This is a genomic window from Thioalkalivibrio sp. K90mix (assembly GCF_000025545.1).
Taxonomy (GTDB): Bacteria; Pseudomonadota; Gammaproteobacteria; order Ectothiorhodospirales; family Ectothiorhodospiraceae; genus Thioalkalivibrio.
Genome location: NC_013889.1, coordinates 1,401,521 through 1,417,072 on the forward strand (window position 1 = coordinate 1,401,521; position 15,552 = coordinate 1,417,072).

Genomic DNA, 15,552 nt, shown 5'->3' on the forward strand with positions numbered 1-15,552 from the left:
TCAGCGCTCCGTAAAAGCCAGCTCGCCCGCGCGGAGGATCGGCTTCAGCAGGTACTGCAGGATGGTGCGACGCCCGGTGATGATATCCACCTGCGTGACCATCCCGGTCATGATCGGATGCTCCTCGTCGAACCCGGTTTCCTCAGTTCGTACGCGGACCTTGTAATAGGTGTTGCCGTCGTCGTCGGTAATCGTGTCCGGACTGATGTGCTCCACGGTGGCATCCAGGCCGCCGTAGATGGCGAAGTCATAGGCGGTAAACTTCACCTTGGCGTTAAGCCCCGGGCGCAGATAGGCAATATCACGGGGCGATACCCGCGCCTCGATCAGCAATTCGTCCTCCAGCGGCACCACCTCGGCCACCTCGCGCCCAGGCGAGATCACGCCACCGCGCGTGGTGATGAACATCCGCTGCACAATCCCCGCCATGGGTGATCGCACCTCGGACAGCCGCACGCGATCCTCCAGGCCCTCGGTGCCCTCGGCCAGCTCCTGCAGCCGCCCAAGGGTGTCGGCGAGCTCCGAACGCCACTGATTGCGGAAATTCAGCCGCACCTCGCGGATCTTCTCTTCCGCTTCCTCGATCGCGGCGTCCAGACGGGCAATCTGCGCCGTTGCCTGATCACGATCGCCGCGGGCGTTGGAGACCTCGCGGCGCAAGCGCAGGATCTCCACTTCGGATACCGCCCCGCTTTGCACCAGCGGTTCGGTCACCTCCAGCTCTCGACTGGCCAGCTCCAGGGCACGGATGGCCTGGCTGCGGCGCGCCCTTACCTCGTTCAGCTCCTCGCGCCTTTGCCGCATCTGCTCTTCGGCAATGCGAATTCGCGAGCGCAGCTCATCCAGGCTTTCTTCGTAAAGCTGCTGTTCCTGCTCGACGATGGCCTGCGGCCCTTCCTGCAGGTCTGGTGTGATCAGGAACGGGGTTTCCGTCAGCAGCGCCATAAGGCGCGCCCGGCGCGCCTTCAACGCGAACTCGCTCGCCCTCGCCTCGCCCAGGTCGGACAAAAACCGCGTCGGGTCCACACGCACGAGCACGTCGCCCTGTTCCACGACATCCCCCTCGCGCACCAGGACCTCGGAGACCACGCCCCCGTCCATCGACTGCAGCACCTGAAGGTTCTGCGACGGGATCACCCGCCCATCCGCGCGGGCCACCTCGTCAATCTCAGCAACGGAGGCCCAATAAACCAGCAGGCCCAGCGTAATCAGGATCCCGTAGAGGAGCGCGCGGGCGCGGATCGGACGCTCCTGTATCTGCGTCCAGTCGGCGTCCGATGCCCAGTTGCGGTGGTCGCCACCACCCTTGGTCAGCCACGGGCGAAAGATGCGGTCCACCATCGGTGCACCAACCTTTCCGGTCTGATCCATACCGCGGCCAAGCGCCTCGAATCCCTGGCCGTCCCTGCGCGTGCGCTTGCTCATGCCTGCGCCTTGCCCACGCGGCCTTCCCGCAGCGCCTGGATCACCTGCTCCTTCGGCCCGTCGGCCACCACACGGCCCTGATCCAGCACGATGATCCGGTCCACCAGCTCTAGCAGCGAGGTGCGGTGCGTGACGATCACGGTCGTCCGCCCCTGGATGAATTCCGCCAGACGGCGCTTCATGCCCTGCTCGGTGGAGTTATCCATGGAGCTTGTCGGCTCGTCCATCAACAGCATGCTGGGCTCGTGCAACACGGCCCGCGCCACACCAACACTCTGCTTCTGCCCTCCCGAAAGCCGGCCCCCGCGCTCCCCGACCTGCAGATCGACACCTTCTGGGTGGGTGTTAATCAGGTCCTCGATCCCGGAGATCGCGATCGCCTTGCGGATCGCCTCGTCGCTGGCCAGAGGATCGGCCGCCACCAGATTCTCGCGCAGGCTCCCGTAGAACAGCGTGACTTCCTGGCCCACATAGCCCAGCGACCGCCTCAGCTCAGCCGGGTCCAGCTGGCGTACGTCAATCCCGTCCACCAGTACCGCCCCGGAGGTCGGCTGATAAAGGCCCATGATCAGCTTGGCCAGCGTGCTCTTGCCCGAGCCCACGCGACCCAGCACGGCGACGTGTTCGCCCGCCTCGATCTTCAGCGAAACCCCCTGCAACGCCGGTGTGGCGGACTCGGGATAGGCGAAGCCGACATTGCGAAACTCGATCGCGCCCTCGAAGCGATCACGACTCAGGAAGTGCGAGTCCGCCGGGCGCTCGACCGGCAGCGCCATGATCTCGTTCAGCGAACCGAGCGCGGTCGAGGCCTGGTGATACTGCATCAGCAACCCGGCGGTCTGGCTGATGGGCGCCATCGCGCGCGAGGAGATCAGGTAGGCGGCAATCAGCCCACCCATGGAGAGATCTCCCTCCATCAGCAGGAACACACCGAGCACGATGATGGCAACGCCGACCGTGTGCTGCGCCCACATTGCCGTGTGCGTCACGCTTGCGGTCAGCAGTCGGTTCTGCGCATTGGTCCGGGCCAGGTGCGTCGTGGCGCGTTCCCAGGTCGCCTGCACCCGTCCCTCCGCCCCAAGGGCCTTGAGCGTCTCGGCACCGGTGAGGCTCTCGACCAGCGTCGAGTTGCGCTGCGCCGCCACGCGATAGCTCTCTTCGGCGAGTCCGTGCAGCTTGCGATGGATCGCGGTGGCATAAAACAGCAGCAGCAGCGCGCCAATGGCCACGGGGATCGCCAGCGGCCAGGCGATCAACGCGATGATGGCGATGAACATGAACGCAAACGGCAGATCCACGAAGGCGATGATCGTCGCCGACGATATGAAGCTGCGGACCGACTCGAACGCGCCAATGTTCGACGCAAACGAACCCACCGAGGCCGGCCGGTTCTCCATGCGCAGTCCCAGCACACGCTCCATGATGTGCGATGAGAGCTTTACGTCCGCGCGCATCGCCGCCTTGTCGACGAAGTGGCTGCGCATGGTGCGCAGGATCAGGTCCGCGATCAGCACGATCACAACACCCGCCGCGAACATGAACAGCGTCTCGGTCGCGTGGTTCGGGACCACGCGGTCGTACACGTTCAGCACGAACAGCGGCATCGCCAGCGCGAACAGGTTGATCATCACCGCTGCGATCAGCACATCGCGATACAGCGGCCGGTTCTCGCGAATCACCCGCCAGAACCAGTGCCCCTTGCTCTCCTTCGAGACCCGCGGTGCGCGGGCATCCATGCGAAACTCGGGCCGCACGTAGATGGCCCGCCCTACGTAGCGCTCTTTCAGCCGTTTCAGCGGCACATCGATGACCGCATCACCCAGCTCGGGATCGATTACTCGGGCCACGCTCTTGTCTTCGTTCCAGCCGACCAACACCCAGGCTTCGTTCTGGTCCAGCAGCAGCAGCGCGGGCAGCAGGTCGTCCTTCAGTCCGCGGGCGTCGCGGGTGACGGTGCGTGTGGTCAGTCCGGCACGCTGTGCCGCACGCGGGACCAGGGAGGGGCACAGCCGCCCGTCGTCCAGAGGAAGACCCGCAAGCGCGGAATCCGGCGTCAGACGCAGCCCGTGCATGCGGGCGATCAGGATCAATCCACCGAGAAGGCTGTCCGAACGGCCCTCCCCATCCACGATCGGGAACTCCGGCTCGCGGTCATCCACATCGCCCATGGACCCCGACTCGGGTGTGCCCGTGGCCGGGTCCAGTACGGGATCCCCGCGATCGTCATTGGAAGGAGGCTGGCTAATCGGTACACCCCTGTGGCCGGACACAGAATCTCGGCATCCGCGCGCACTGTTGATGTGCAGAACGTGAACGCCTTCTCATATTTGCTTGATTCTGCGCCCCAACGTACCGCCGGGCAACGCCTTTACATCACGGGGATCTAACGCTTTCGGCGTAGACGAAAGAAATTGCGCAACAGCTCGGCAGAACGCTTCGCCGCCACGCCTTCGATGCATTCCAGACGGTGGTTATGAGCGGGGTGATGAAGCAGGTCGATGGCGCCTCCGGCGGCCCCTGTGCGAGGGTCCGAAGCGGCAAACACCAGCCGCTCCACCCGGGCGTGGATCATCGCCCCCGCACACATCGAACACGGCTCGAGGGTTACGTAGAGCGTGGTACCGGTCAGCCGATAGTTGGAACACCGCTTTCCGGCTCTACGGAGGACTCTAATCTCGGCGTGCGCAGTGGCGTCATGCTCGCCGATCGGTGCGTTGTGGGCGACGGCCAGACAATAACCCTCCGCATCCACCAGAACAGCGCCCACCGGCACCTCGCCGACCTCCGCGGCCCGCTCGGCCTGCGCAAGGGCGACATCCATCCAGTAGGCATGCGCACCGGGTTCCGTGGGCGCCGGACCGCGCTCGCCGGGTTCCAGGTTCCGCGCGTCGGGCGCGACCTCAGCCGCCATCGTCCGGGCGCGGTGCGGCGAGTGCGCGTTCGATCGCGTCGACCAGATCCTGCGGCTTGCGCTGGGGGGCGAATCGGTCGAGTACGGAGCCATCACGGCCGACCAGAAACTTGGTGAAGTTCCACTTGATCCCCTGCGTGCCCAATGCGCCGGGGGCCTGCTGCTTGAGGTGCTGGTACAACGGGTGCGCGTCCTCGCCGTTCACCTCGATCTTGGCAAACACCGGAAACTCGACCCCGAAACGCGCACCGCAGGCTCGAATGGCCTCCGCATCACCCGGCTCCTGCCCGCCAAACTGGTTGCAGGGGAAGCCGAGCACTTGAAAGCCGCGTCCGGCGAACTGTTCCTGCAGCGCCTGCAGCCCCTCGTACTGCGGGGTGAACCCGCACTCGCTGGCCACATTGACGATCAGCAGGACATCCCCGCAATAGGCTCCCAGGGGCTGTTCAGTGCCATCCGCCGCCGGTACCGAGAAGTCGAAGACATCAGTCATCGCGCGCAGCCTCTACATCTTCCAGAATCGCATCCTCCAGATCCGCCAGAACCTCGGCAGTCGCACGCGAAAGGGCCGACACCAACTGTGAGGCAGAGCGCCGTTCCAGCGCCTGCTCGGATTCCAGATGGACCAGACGGCTGCGATCGCCCTGGCTCAGCTGGGCGCGCAGACCCATGTGCCCGGCCCCCGTCACGGGCAGCCCATTGGATTCGACGGCTTCAGCCCCTTCCAGATCACCATACAGCGCGGTAATCAGGACATGGACACGCACAGCCGGGCGCCCCTGTTCGCGCACCGCCGATGCGTTGTCGACCAACTCCAGCGCGGCGCCGTTGCGCGTCCAGCGTTCCCGCAGCAGTTGTTCAAGCTGCTCGGACGGCTTCAGGAACCACTCGTTGTAGTAGTCCGACTCGTACTGGTGATTCCCCAGCCGGTATACCAGCCCATTACCCGCATAGGCCGGAGCGACCCGGACCGACCCCAGTTCGACGGCCACCGGCTGGTCCGCCGTACGTGCGGCCGGCTCGTCCGGCAACTCCAGCAGATACCAGGAGCGATCGAGCGGCTCGCGCTCCGGCAACAGCGTGCAGCCGCCCAGGACCAGCGCGGCGAGCATCAGGATCGGCCCTTTCCACCAATTCATACTTACTCCTCGTCCATGCGGCTGCGCGGTGGCGGGGCACCGAACAGCGCACCACCGGGGTTGCGGCGTACATCATCCGACAGGCTGCGCAGGCCCGAGATCGCGCCCTGCAGCTCGTCCAGGGTTTCCAGCAGTTTCGACTCGCTGACATCCATCCCCCGATCGAGTCGTTCAACCATCGAGTCCATGCGGTCGACCAGGCCCGCGACATCGGCTGCCTCGGCCGTTCGACGCAGCTCCTGGATCGCTTTGCGGGTTTCGCTCGGAAGGGCCTGCGTGTCCGGATGCTCGACCAGGGCCTCGACCGATTGCATCACCCGATCGGCCGTGCGCATGGTCTGCTCGAGTTCCGAGATCAGATCATCCGCTCGCTGGTTCAGTCCTCCGGTATCGAGACTGGACACGGTATCGTCGACGGTCACCAGCAAAGAATTCAGATTCTCGATCACACCCTCGATGTCCAGCCCGTCGATCCGCTTAAGCAGATTCTCGGCGTACTCCATGAATTGCACGGCGATACTCGGGGACGACGGGATGTAGATCGACCGCGGTTCCCAGTCGTGCTCCAGCGGCGGGTGTTCGTCCGGATCGGAGAAGTCCGCTTCCAGATAGTTCATACCGGTAATGCCCTGTGCGGCAATGCGCACTCGCAGGCCCGCATCCACCAGGTTCTTCAGGACATCCGCCTCGAAATCCTGCTCGCGGGCGCTCGCCGCGAAGCGGTCCGGCCAGAGCCGGGCCTCGACCATCACATAGCGTTTGCGCTCACGAGGGTCCACGTCCTGCTGGTATTCCACCGAGGTAAAACCCAGGTTCGTGATCTCGCCAATGGTCACACCTCGAAACTTGACCGGCGCTCCGATCTCCAACCCCTGCACGGATGAATCGATGTAGGTCTCGATCGGGATCGAGGCGCGAAAGATATTGCCCGCGGTCATGATGAACAGGGCGGTCACCAGCGCCACCAGGCCACCGACGATGAACAATCCCAGGCGAAAATGTTGTCGGGCACTCATGTAGATCTCTCTTCGGAGTCGGCCGAATCGGCCCGCTGCAGGAACCGCTGTACCCACGGGTGATCGGATGTGTCACGCAGAGTCGCCGGATTCCCTTCGGCAACGATGCCCTTGCTTTCCTTGTCGAGCATAATGACCCGGTCGGCAATCGCAAAAATACTGGCCAGCTCGTGGCTGACGATCACGATGGTCATGTCCAGGCTGCGGGCCAGCCGCAGAATCAACTGGTCGAGCTCCGCCGAGGTGATCGGGTCCAGCCCGGCTGAAGGTTCGTCCAGGAACAGCACTTCCGGGTCCAGCACCATCGCACGCGCGATCGCCGCACGCTTCTGCATGCCACCACTGATCTCCGAGGGCATGAAGTCCGCGAACTCGCCCAGTCCGACAAGCTGCAGGCGCGCCTTGGCGATCGCGTCCATCGCCTCGCGTGGCAGGTCGGTATGGACCTCCAGCGGCAGACGCACGTTCTCGATCAGCGTCATGGAGCCAAACAGCGCCCCCATCTGGTACATCACACCCACCCGGCGCAGGATCGCCTCGCGCTCTTCGCCATCGGCAGTCGTGATATCGGCACCGGCCACCCAGATGTTTCCCTTCTGTGGCGTATACAGTCCGATCATGTGCTTGAGCAGCGTGCTCTTGCCGCTCCCGGACCCGCCGAGGATGACGAAGATCTCCCCACGCTGGACGTCGAAGTTGAGATCCCGCATCAGCACAAAGTCACCAAACCCCATGGTGAGGTCGCGCACCTTGATCACCGGCTCCGCGCTCGCCACCCGTCAGACCCCCATGTGATAGAAGAGGACGGCAAACAGTCCGTCGAACACCACGATCAGGATGATCGACGTCACCACCGCGCTGGTCGTGGAGATCCCTACGGCCGCCGCGCCGCTGGCCGTTTGCAGCCCGCGCAGGCAGCCCACGCCGGCGATCAGCAGACCAAAGATCACGGCCTTGAACAGCCCCGAAAACAGATCCGACAGGCTGAGCGCGACGGTCACCTGATTGAAGAACGCCGTCCAGGGGATCCCGAAGCCCTGCATTACCACCGCAGCACCCAGCAGGCCGATCATGTTCGCGTACAGCGCCAGCAGCGGCGCGACCAGGATGCCGGCGAGCACCTTCGGCAGCACCAGAAAACGCACCGGGTCGAGCCCCATGGTCTTCAGGGCGTTGACCTCCTCGTTGACCTTCATCGTGCCGATCTCGGCCGCGAACGCGGCCCCGGAGCGTCCGGCCAGCAGGATCGCCATCATCAGGGGCCCCAGCTCGCGGAACAACGAGACCGCGACCAGATTGGCGACGAAGATCTCGCCACCGAACTGCCGCATCGCGATCGCGGACTGGAACGCCAGGATCACCCCCAGCAGGAAGGCAATCAGGGAGACGATGGGCAGCGCCTGGAACCCGGCCGCCTCGGCGACCCGAAAGGTATCCCCCCAGCGAACCTGGCGGGGATTCAGCAGCGCCGACCCCAGGGCCCGCGTCAGTTCGCCAATGAACCCGAACTGCGAATACGCCGCCTGCCCAACGCGTGACACGGCCTCGAATGACTGGGCCAGCAGTCCCCCGCGAGTCTCGTGACGCGCCGGCTCTACGGTTTCCAGCTCGCGGTACGGGGTCAGCTGCTCCTCCACCAGGCCCTGGACACCCACCAGTTCCACCTGGCGCCCCGCCCGCTCGATATCGCGCTCCAGGGCATGGAGTAACGCCGCCCCGGCACCATCACAGTATTCGAGGCCACCGACATCCAGTGTTACAGCGGCCTGCGTACCCTCGGCCAGCTCGCGGGCGCGGCGGCGCAGAGGCGACCACACACGCTCCACCGCATGCACATCCAGCCGACCCGACAGCTGCAGGCAGGCATCCGGCGAGGCTGTGGCATCATAGCGAAACGTCTGGCCCGAATCGGCGGCCTGCTTGTCCATACTGTCGCTCATGGGGCAATTGCGGCCATGGTAGCCGCAAACTCACCCGACACGCGAAGCGGGGCTTTAATATCTCGCACGCAGCACGCTGATCGGTCGCCCTCTTTTTCGCCCGACACCATCCACCACGAGGAGCCCCATGCCTGCGGCCAATGAAGCTCTACACCAGGTCGAAAGCGCGCTGAACGACATCCTGCTGGGCAAACCCGATCGGGTTCGGCTGGCCTTGACCTGCCTGCTCGCCAACGGCCATCTGCTGATCGAAGATCAGCCGGGCGTTGGCAAGACGACCCTCGCCCATGCCCTGGCCGCGGCGATGAACCTCGATTACCGCCGCGTGCAGTTCACCAGCGACCTTCTCCCCGGCGATGTCCTCGGGGTGTCGGTGTTCGAGCAGGGCTCCGGCGAGTTCCGCTTTCATCCCGGGCCGATCTTTACCCAGGTCCTGCTGGCCGACGAGATCAATCGCGCGCCTCCCAAGACCCAGAGCGCCCTGCTCGAGGCGATGGAAGAGCGCCAGGCCAGTGTGGAGGGCGCGACCCGCCCCCTGCCCGAACCGTTCTTCGTGATCGCCACACAGAACCCGGAGGAACAGGTCGGCACGCATCCCCTGCCGGAATCCCAGATGGATCGATTCCTGATGCGCATCGAACTCGGCTATCCCGATGCCCGGGCCGAGCGCGCGTTGCTCGAACGCGGCGGTGCCGCGCCGGCGCCCGTGGCCCACCCTGCCCCGAGCGCGATCGTCACACCCAAGGACCTGCAGGACTGGCAGTCCCGGATTGCCAAGGTGCACGCCGAACCGGTCGTGCTGGACTATCTGCAGGACCTGATCCAGGCGAGCCGTGACCGCGCACGCTTTGCCCACGGACTCTCGCCACGCGCGGGGCTCGGGCTGCTGCGCGCCGCGCGGGCGCATGCCTTCCTCGACGGGCGCGACTACGTGACCCCGGACGACCTGGCGGACGTCCTTCCGGCCGTGGCCGGCCATCGTGTCCGGGCTCGGGACCCGGACAGCCCCGCACGCACGGTGGAACGGCTGCTGGAATGCGTGCCAGTTCGCTAGGGCCCGCTGAGCGGCTCCGATCCCAGGGGCGGCGCCTGCGTGAAGGCGTTATCCGCTGGGTCGCGCGGCGCCATCGCGACGATGGGGCACAGACCACCCTTGGCCGCGACCGCATCTACATCCTGCCGACCCGCGCCGGCTACACGTTGCTGGCGATCCTGGGCGTGATGCTGCTGGGGGCCATCAACTACTCCAACAACATGGCCTTCCTGCTGACCTTTCTCCTGATCGGGATCGGCCATAACGCCATCTGGTACACCCATCGAAACCTGCTCGGGCTCAAGGCGTCGGCGCTGCCCACCACACCGGTATTCGCCAACCAGCCGTTGTCCGTCTCCCTGCGCCTGGAGGATACGTGCGGGCGCGACCGCGAGGCCCTGCATCTGAGCATCGGCGAATACACGAGCGAACCCGTTGCGATACCGGGCCGTGGGCAGCAAGTGGCCTGCCTGTCTCTGCCGGCCCCCGGCCGCGGGGTGTATCGACTGCCCCGCCAACACCTGGGCACCCAGTACCCGCTCGGCATCCTGAACGCCTGGAGCTGGCTGGGGCTGACCAGCGAGATCCTCGTGTATCCGCAACCCGTGGACCCGGGCGCCGCCCATACCGGGCTCGGAGACCAAGCCGGCGCCCACCGGCGTCAGGATGCCTCCACACCGGATCACATCCGCCCGTACCGCCCCGGAGACCCGCCCGGCCGGATCCTGTGGAAGGCCCTGGCTCGCACCGGCAAGCTGCACATCCGCGAAACGGTCGCAGGAGGCCGTGACACGCTCTGGATCGACTGGTCCTCCATGCCGGCCAGCGACACCGAAGCGCGCCTCTCCATGCTGTGCCATCAGATCCTGACCGCCGAGGCCGAAGGCCGCGCCTGGGGTCTGCGCCTGCCCGACCAGACCCTCCCGCCCGGGCAGGGCCCGGCGCAGCGGGAGCGAGGCCTGCGCGCCCTCGCCGAATTCCGCTTCGAGCCGATCCCCTTGCCGGTCGCGGAAACGGCTAGGGGAACCAAGAAGTGAACCGTTCGAGCCGGCAGCATTTACCGGAGTTGCGGGGCCTGGAACTCGCGCTGCTCGCCCTGCCAGTGGCCGCGCTGCCACATGCCTGGCACCAGCCACTGTGGGTCACGCTGCTCGTAGCGGCCGCCATCCTGCTGCGCAGCTGGCTCCATCTGCGCGACCGCAAGCCCCCTTCCATCGGACTGATGGCCCTGCTCGCCGCTTTCGCGGGCGGGCTGACGTTCCTGCAGTACGGCACCCTGTTCGGGCAGGAGGCAGGCACCGCCCTGCTGCTGGTCATGATGGCGCTCAAACTGCTCGAGACCCGCAACCGGCGCGATATCGTGATCGGGCTGTTCCTCGGCTATTTCGTGGTCGTCACCACCTATTTCTTCGACCAGTCGATGCTGATCGCCGCCTGGTCTCTGCTGTCTGCCTGGCTGCTCACCGCCGCCCTGGTCCAGGTGCATGCCGGGCGCCCCCTCGAACGGCGGCGCCTGGCGAAGCATTCCGGCTGGATGATGGTCCATGCCTTCCCGTTCATGCTGATCCTGTTCGTCGCCTTCCCGCGCGTACAGGGACCACTGTGGGGCGACCCGCAACGCGACGAGGTGGCTACCACGGCCCTTTCCGGCGAACTGAACCCTGGCGACATCGCGGAACTGCTGCAGGACGAAACCACCACCATGCGCGTCCAGTTTCACGGCTCCGTCCCGCCGCCCCGGGCGCAATACTGGCGGGCACTGGTGATGACGGACTTTGACGGCCGCCGCTGGCAGGCCGAAGGGGGACAATCCAGCATCGAGCTGCCACAGCCCGGAGACTCGGACCGCGTGGTGGCCTACACCGCGACGCTGGAGCCCACCCGCATGCGCTACCTGCCGGTACTCGACTACCCCGTGGCGCTGCCCGACAACGCCGAGTACCGCGACAACCACCAGGTCGTCCGCGACCGACGGATCGTGAACCGCATCCAGTACGACGCCGAGGCCGACCTGACACGTCCGCCAGGCGCCGGCGAAGCCCTGAGCAGGTCCGCCCGTGAACGCGCTCTTGAGCTCCCACCCAGCGCAGCCCCTCGCGCACGTGCCGAGGTCGCTCTCTGGCGCGCCACGCATGGTGACGATGACCGCGCGATCATCCAGGCCGCCCTGGATCGCTTCGCCGCCGCCCCCTATCGTTACACCTTGCAGCCCCCAACGCTCGAGGGGGATGTCACCGACCAGTTCCTGTTCGAGACCCAGGCCGGTTACTGCGAGCACTATGCCTCCGCGTTCGCCGTGCTGATGCGCTCGGCGGGGATCCCGACCCGCGTGGTTACGGGCTACCAGGGGGGCGAATGGATGCAGCGGGGCGAATACCTGCGCCTGCGCAATGCCGACGCGCACGCCTGGAACGAGGTCTGGCTGGATGGCGAGGGCTGGATTCGCGTCGACCCCACCGCGGCGATCGCGCCGGAGCGGATCGAGGCCGGCATCGGCGGCCTCACCGGTGGCGACGGCGAACCCATGCCCGATTTCCTGCGTCGTGACGGGCTGGGCTGGGTGCAGCAACTTCGATTTGGCTTCGAAGACTGGCGCGATTTCGCCCGGTTCCGCTGGGAGAGCTGGGTGCTGGCATTCGATCCCGAGCGCCAGCGGGAACTGTTTGCCCGTTTCGGGCTCGACGCGACGGACTGGCGTGACATTGTCACGGCACTGGGCGTCGGCTTTGGCCTGCTGGCTGCCGTGGCCCTGGTCTGGAGCGGCTGGCGCAGGCCTCGTCGCCAGCTGGAGGTGCCGGATCGCCTCCTGCACCGACTTTCCCGGCGGATCGAACGCCAACAGACAGGACTGGGACGGCGCCCGCACGAGCCCGTCATCACCTGGACCCGACGCGTCAAGGTTGCACGGCCGGATCTCGCGCCCCTCGTCGATGCCTTCGCCGAGCACTACAACCGGGTCCGCTTCGCGCCCGCCCGGCCCGACGACCGGGCCAGACACCTGACAACCCTGCGCCGCCTCGCTGCATCCGACCTTCGCAAACCCGCCGCCGACCCGCCCTTGCCGCGGACAACCTAGGATTCGTTCAAAGCAAAAAAGGCCCGGCCGGATTCAGCATCCGACCGAGCCTCCAGGTCTTCCGAAGCGGCGCAGGGAGCCCCAGGCCGCCAGATCGTCTGGCCGCTATCAGGCCGCGTCGTTACGGAAGATGAAGTGGTGACGCGCGCCACGGCGCTCGTCCTGACGGCGAGCCACCTTCTGCACTTCCGGGCGGTTGGCAAACTGCGCCAGCGTGATGCCGTCGAGGAAGTCGTACAGCTGCTGGCTCAGATCATCCCACAGCTCGTGCGTCAGGCAGCGTTCGCCATCCTGGCAGTCCTTGTGGCCCTTGCAGCGGGTCACGTCCACCGATTCATCAACCGCCGTGATGATGTTGGCAATGCTGATCTGGTCGGCACGTTTGGCCAGGCGATAACCGCCGCCCGGACCCCGCACGCCTTCCACCAGGTCGGCCTTGCGCAGTTTCGCAAACAGTTGTTCCAGATAGGACAACGAGATGCCCTGGCACTGCGAGATGTCGGCCAGGGTCACCGGTCCCACCCGATCATGGATCGCAAGATCCATCATGGCGGTCACCGCGTAGCGGCCCTTGGTTGAGAGTTTCATGTCTTAAAGCCTCCGAGAAACCGTGATTGTGCGTGTCGAGGTCGACATCCATTCACAGAATCGAATCCGTTCACCTTTCCTGACAACCAGAGTCAGGAATAATTCCCTTTCTACCTGACAGTGTTGGTCAGGAATAATTCCCTGATTATATCAGGCGATTGCCGGGAATTCACGTACGCCAGACGCAGGTTATTGTGAGAGCCGTCCGATACTGACCGAGTTCCCACGGAATTTATTAGAGAATTAGGGATTTATGAATGACGTCGATCTTGGCCCGCGCTGGCCCGTCGGACGTGCGCTAGACCGGAAGGATGCGGCCGGTTTCGTAATCCGGGCCGTTCAGGATCACGACGAGGGTCCCCACCGGGAGGCGGGGAAACAGTTCGATGACCTCGTCGTTGCGCATGCGCACGCAGCCTTCGGAGGCCGGCTGGCCGATGCGCCCTTCTTCATCCGTACCGTGAATGTAGATGTAGCGGTGGTAGGAGTCGATGCTGCCCCCGCGATTCAGGCCAGGCTCCAGGCCTTCGAGCCAGAGAATCCGCGAGGTAATGTTGTCACGCTGGCTGCGCTCGCCCTCGCCGGTCAGGATCTCCGCGATCTCGCCCGTGTTCGCGCGCGCACGGAACACAGTACCGCGCTCGGCCCCATCGCCGAAGCGCTCGGCAATGCGATGCAGCCCCAGGGGTGTCTTGTACGTGCCGTTCTCGTTCCCGATACCGCGTTCGGAGGTCGAGACATCGAAGATTTCCGTGACCTTGCCATCTTCCCAGACGTACAGGCGCTGCTGGTCCACGCGCACCACGACGACCGGAAGGCCATCGGCGGTTCCCGCTTGTGCCCGCGCCGCTTCAACGACCGGTTCGATCCACTGCAAACTCGGCAAGGTCACTACTCTCTCGTCACTTCTTGTTGGCCAGATCCAGCACCTCGCCCGCCACGGGCGTGTTCACCAGTCCCTCGCCCCGCAGCGAGGCCAGGTACTCGAGGTAATCCGGGGGCAGTCCGGTCACGTACTCGCCGGTAAACACGGAGCAATCGAAGGTCTCGATGTTCCGGTTCCCCCGCCGCACGGCCTTTTGCAGGTCTTCCAGGTCCTGGTAGATCAGGCGGTCGGCGGCGATCGCCTCGCATACTTCCTGTTCGTCTCTGCCGTGGGCGATGAGTTCATGCGCCGCGGGCATGTCGATGCCATAGACATTCGGGTAGCGCACCGGGGGTGCTGCGGAGGCGAAGTAGACCTTCTTCGCACCGGCCTCGCGCGCCATCATCACGATCTCGCGCGACGTGGTGCCGCGGACGATCGAGTCGTCCACCAGCATCACGTTCTTGCCACGAAACTCCAGCGAGATCGCGTTGAGCTTCTGGCGCACGGATTTTCGTCGCTTGGTCTGCCCCGGCATGATGAACGTACGGCCGATGTATCGGTTCTTGATGAAGCCTTCGCGGTACTTGATGTTCAGTTCGTGCGCCATCTCCAGCGCCACAGTGCGGCCGGTATCGGGGATCGGCACGATGACGTCGATGTCGTGATCCGGCCAGATGCGGCGGATCTTCTCGCCCAGCGCGGTGCCCATGCGCATACGCGCCCGGTGCACGAACACGTTGTCGATCACCGAATCAGGCCGGGCAAAGTACACATGCTCGAAGATACAGGGGTTGAGCTGAGTGTCCTCGGCGCAGACGCGTGTCGAGACCTCGCCCTCGGGCGTAATGAACACCGCCTCCCCCGGCGCCAGGTCGCGTTCCAGCTCGAAGCCCTGGGACTCCAGCGCAGCGCTCTCGGAGGCGACCATCCATTCGCGCCCGCCCTCCTCGGCTTCTCGCGAGCCATAGACGATGGGGCGGATCCCGTTCGGGTCACGAAAGGCCAGCAGACCGCGCCCGGCGATCATCGCGACCACGCCATACGCGCCCTTGGCGCGCTCGTGCACACGTTCGACCGCGTTGAACACGGAGTCGGCGGTCAGGCCGTTATCCAGATAGCGCAGGAGCTCCTGCGCGAAGACGTTCAGCAGGATCTCGGAGTCGGAATCCGTGTTGATATGCCTGCGGTCGGTCGCAAACAGGGCCTGTTTCAGTTCGCGGGCATTGATCAGGTTGCCGTTATGTCCGAGCGTGATGCCGAACGGGGAGTTCACGTAGAACGGCTGGGCCTCGGCGGAACTGGAACTGCCCGCCGTCGGATAGCGCACATGGCCAATGCCCATGTTGCCGATCAGCCCCTGCATGTGCTGGTCGTTGAATACGTCCCGCACCAGGCCGTTGTCCTTGCGCAGGTGCAGCCGCCCCTCGTCGTCACAGGTCACGATGCCGGCGGCATCCTGCCCACGGTGCTGCAATACCAACAAGGCATCATAAAGCGGCTGATTCACCGGGCCACGCCCGACGATTCCGACTACTCCACACATACGGTTCAGGACT

At 65.3% G+C, this 15,552-nt stretch carries 14 protein-coding genes; 3 read left to right on the plus strand and 11 right to left on the minus strand.

Annotated elements, in window-relative coordinates:
• From TK90_RS06635 to TK90_RS06670, 8 genes are all read right to left on the minus strand, one after another.
• Positions 1-1,425: an HlyD family type I secretion periplasmic adaptor subunit gene (locus tag TK90_RS06635; protein WP_012982711.1), complete on the minus strand. Its 1,425-nt coding sequence runs from the start codon at positions 1,423-1,425 to the stop codon at positions 1-3.
• Positions 1,422-3,593: a type I secretion system permease/ATPase gene (locus TK90_RS06640; RefSeq protein ID WP_012982712.1), complete on the minus strand. Its 2,172-nt coding sequence runs from the start codon at positions 3,591-3,593 to the stop codon at positions 1,422-1,424. Before TK90_RS06640 ends, TK90_RS06635 begins: the two co-directional genes overlap by 4 nt.
• Before the next feature lie 215 nt (positions 3,594-3,808).
• Positions 3,809-4,336, minus strand: a complete 528-nt coding sequence (gene tadA, locus TK90_RS06645; protein ID WP_012982713.1) for a tRNA adenosine(34) deaminase TadA — start codon at positions 4,334-4,336, stop codon at positions 3,809-3,811.
• Positions 4,326-4,829, minus strand: coding sequence for a glutathione peroxidase (locus TK90_RS06650; RefSeq protein WP_012982714.1), 504 nt, complete (start codon positions 4,827-4,829; stop codon positions 4,326-4,328). Before TK90_RS06650 ends, tadA begins: the two co-directional genes overlap by 11 nt.
• Complete coding sequence (locus TK90_RS06655) at positions 4,822-5,475, minus strand: ABC-type transport auxiliary lipoprotein family protein (RefSeq protein WP_012982715.1); 654 nt, start codon at positions 5,473-5,475, stop codon at positions 4,822-4,824. Before TK90_RS06655 ends, TK90_RS06650 begins: the two co-directional genes overlap by 8 nt.
• A gap of 2 nt (positions 5,476-5,477) precedes the next feature.
• Positions 5,478-6,491, minus strand: coding sequence for an MlaD family protein (locus TK90_RS06660; RefSeq protein WP_012982716.1), 1,014 nt, complete (start codon positions 6,489-6,491; stop codon positions 5,478-5,480).
• Positions 6,488-7,267 (minus strand): ABC transporter ATP-binding protein, encoded by a 780-nt coding sequence (locus TK90_RS06665; protein WP_012982717.1) that lies wholly within the window; start codon positions 7,265-7,267, stop codon positions 6,488-6,490. Before TK90_RS06665 ends, TK90_RS06660 begins: the two co-directional genes overlap by 4 nt.
• Positions 7,268-7,270: 3 nt before the next feature.
• On the minus strand, positions 7,271-8,419 hold the full coding sequence (locus TK90_RS06670; protein WP_012982718.1) for an ABC transporter permease: 1,149 nt from the start codon (positions 8,417-8,419) through the stop codon (positions 7,271-7,273).
• Positions 8,420-8,558: 139 nt separating this feature from the next.
• On the opposite strand from TK90_RS06670, the gene TK90_RS06675 reads away from it, so the two are divergent.
• From TK90_RS06675 to TK90_RS06685, 3 genes are read left to right on the plus strand one after another with little or no spacing between them, the layout of a single operon-like run.
• Complete coding sequence (locus TK90_RS06675; RefSeq protein WP_012982719.1) at positions 8,559-9,485, plus strand: MoxR family ATPase; 927 nt, start codon at positions 8,559-8,561, stop codon at positions 9,483-9,485.
• Positions 9,467-10,501 (plus strand): DUF58 domain-containing protein, encoded by a 1,035-nt coding sequence (locus TK90_RS06680; RefSeq protein WP_012982720.1) that lies wholly within the window; start codon positions 9,467-9,469, stop codon positions 10,499-10,501. Before TK90_RS06675 ends, TK90_RS06680 begins: the two co-directional genes overlap by 19 nt.
• Positions 10,498-12,540: a DUF3488 and transglutaminase-like domain-containing protein gene (locus tag TK90_RS06685; protein ID WP_012982721.1), complete on the plus strand. Its 2,043-nt coding sequence runs from the start codon at positions 10,498-10,500 to the stop codon at positions 12,538-12,540. The genes TK90_RS06680 and TK90_RS06685 overlap by 4 nt, the downstream gene beginning before the upstream one ends.
• A gap of 108 nt (positions 12,541-12,648) precedes the next feature.
• Here the strand turns inward: TK90_RS06685 and iscR are convergent, their stop codons facing one another.
• From iscR to purF, 3 genes are all read right to left on the minus strand, one after another.
• Positions 12,649-13,128 (minus strand): Fe-S cluster assembly transcriptional regulator IscR, encoded by a 480-nt coding sequence (gene iscR, locus TK90_RS06690; protein WP_012982722.1) that lies wholly within the window; start codon positions 13,126-13,128, stop codon positions 12,649-12,651.
• Positions 13,129-13,426: 298 nt separating this feature from the next.
• A complete protein-coding gene (locus TK90_RS06695) occupies positions 13,427-14,020 on the minus strand; it encodes a L,D-transpeptidase (protein WP_012982723.1) in 594 nt (197 codons plus the stop codon).
• A gap of 10 nt (positions 14,021-14,030) precedes the next feature.
• Positions 14,031-15,539 (minus strand): amidophosphoribosyltransferase, encoded by a 1,509-nt coding sequence (gene purF / locus TK90_RS06700; protein ID WP_012982724.1) that lies wholly within the window; start codon positions 15,537-15,539, stop codon positions 14,031-14,033.
• Positions 15,540-15,552 lie beyond the last annotated feature (13 nt).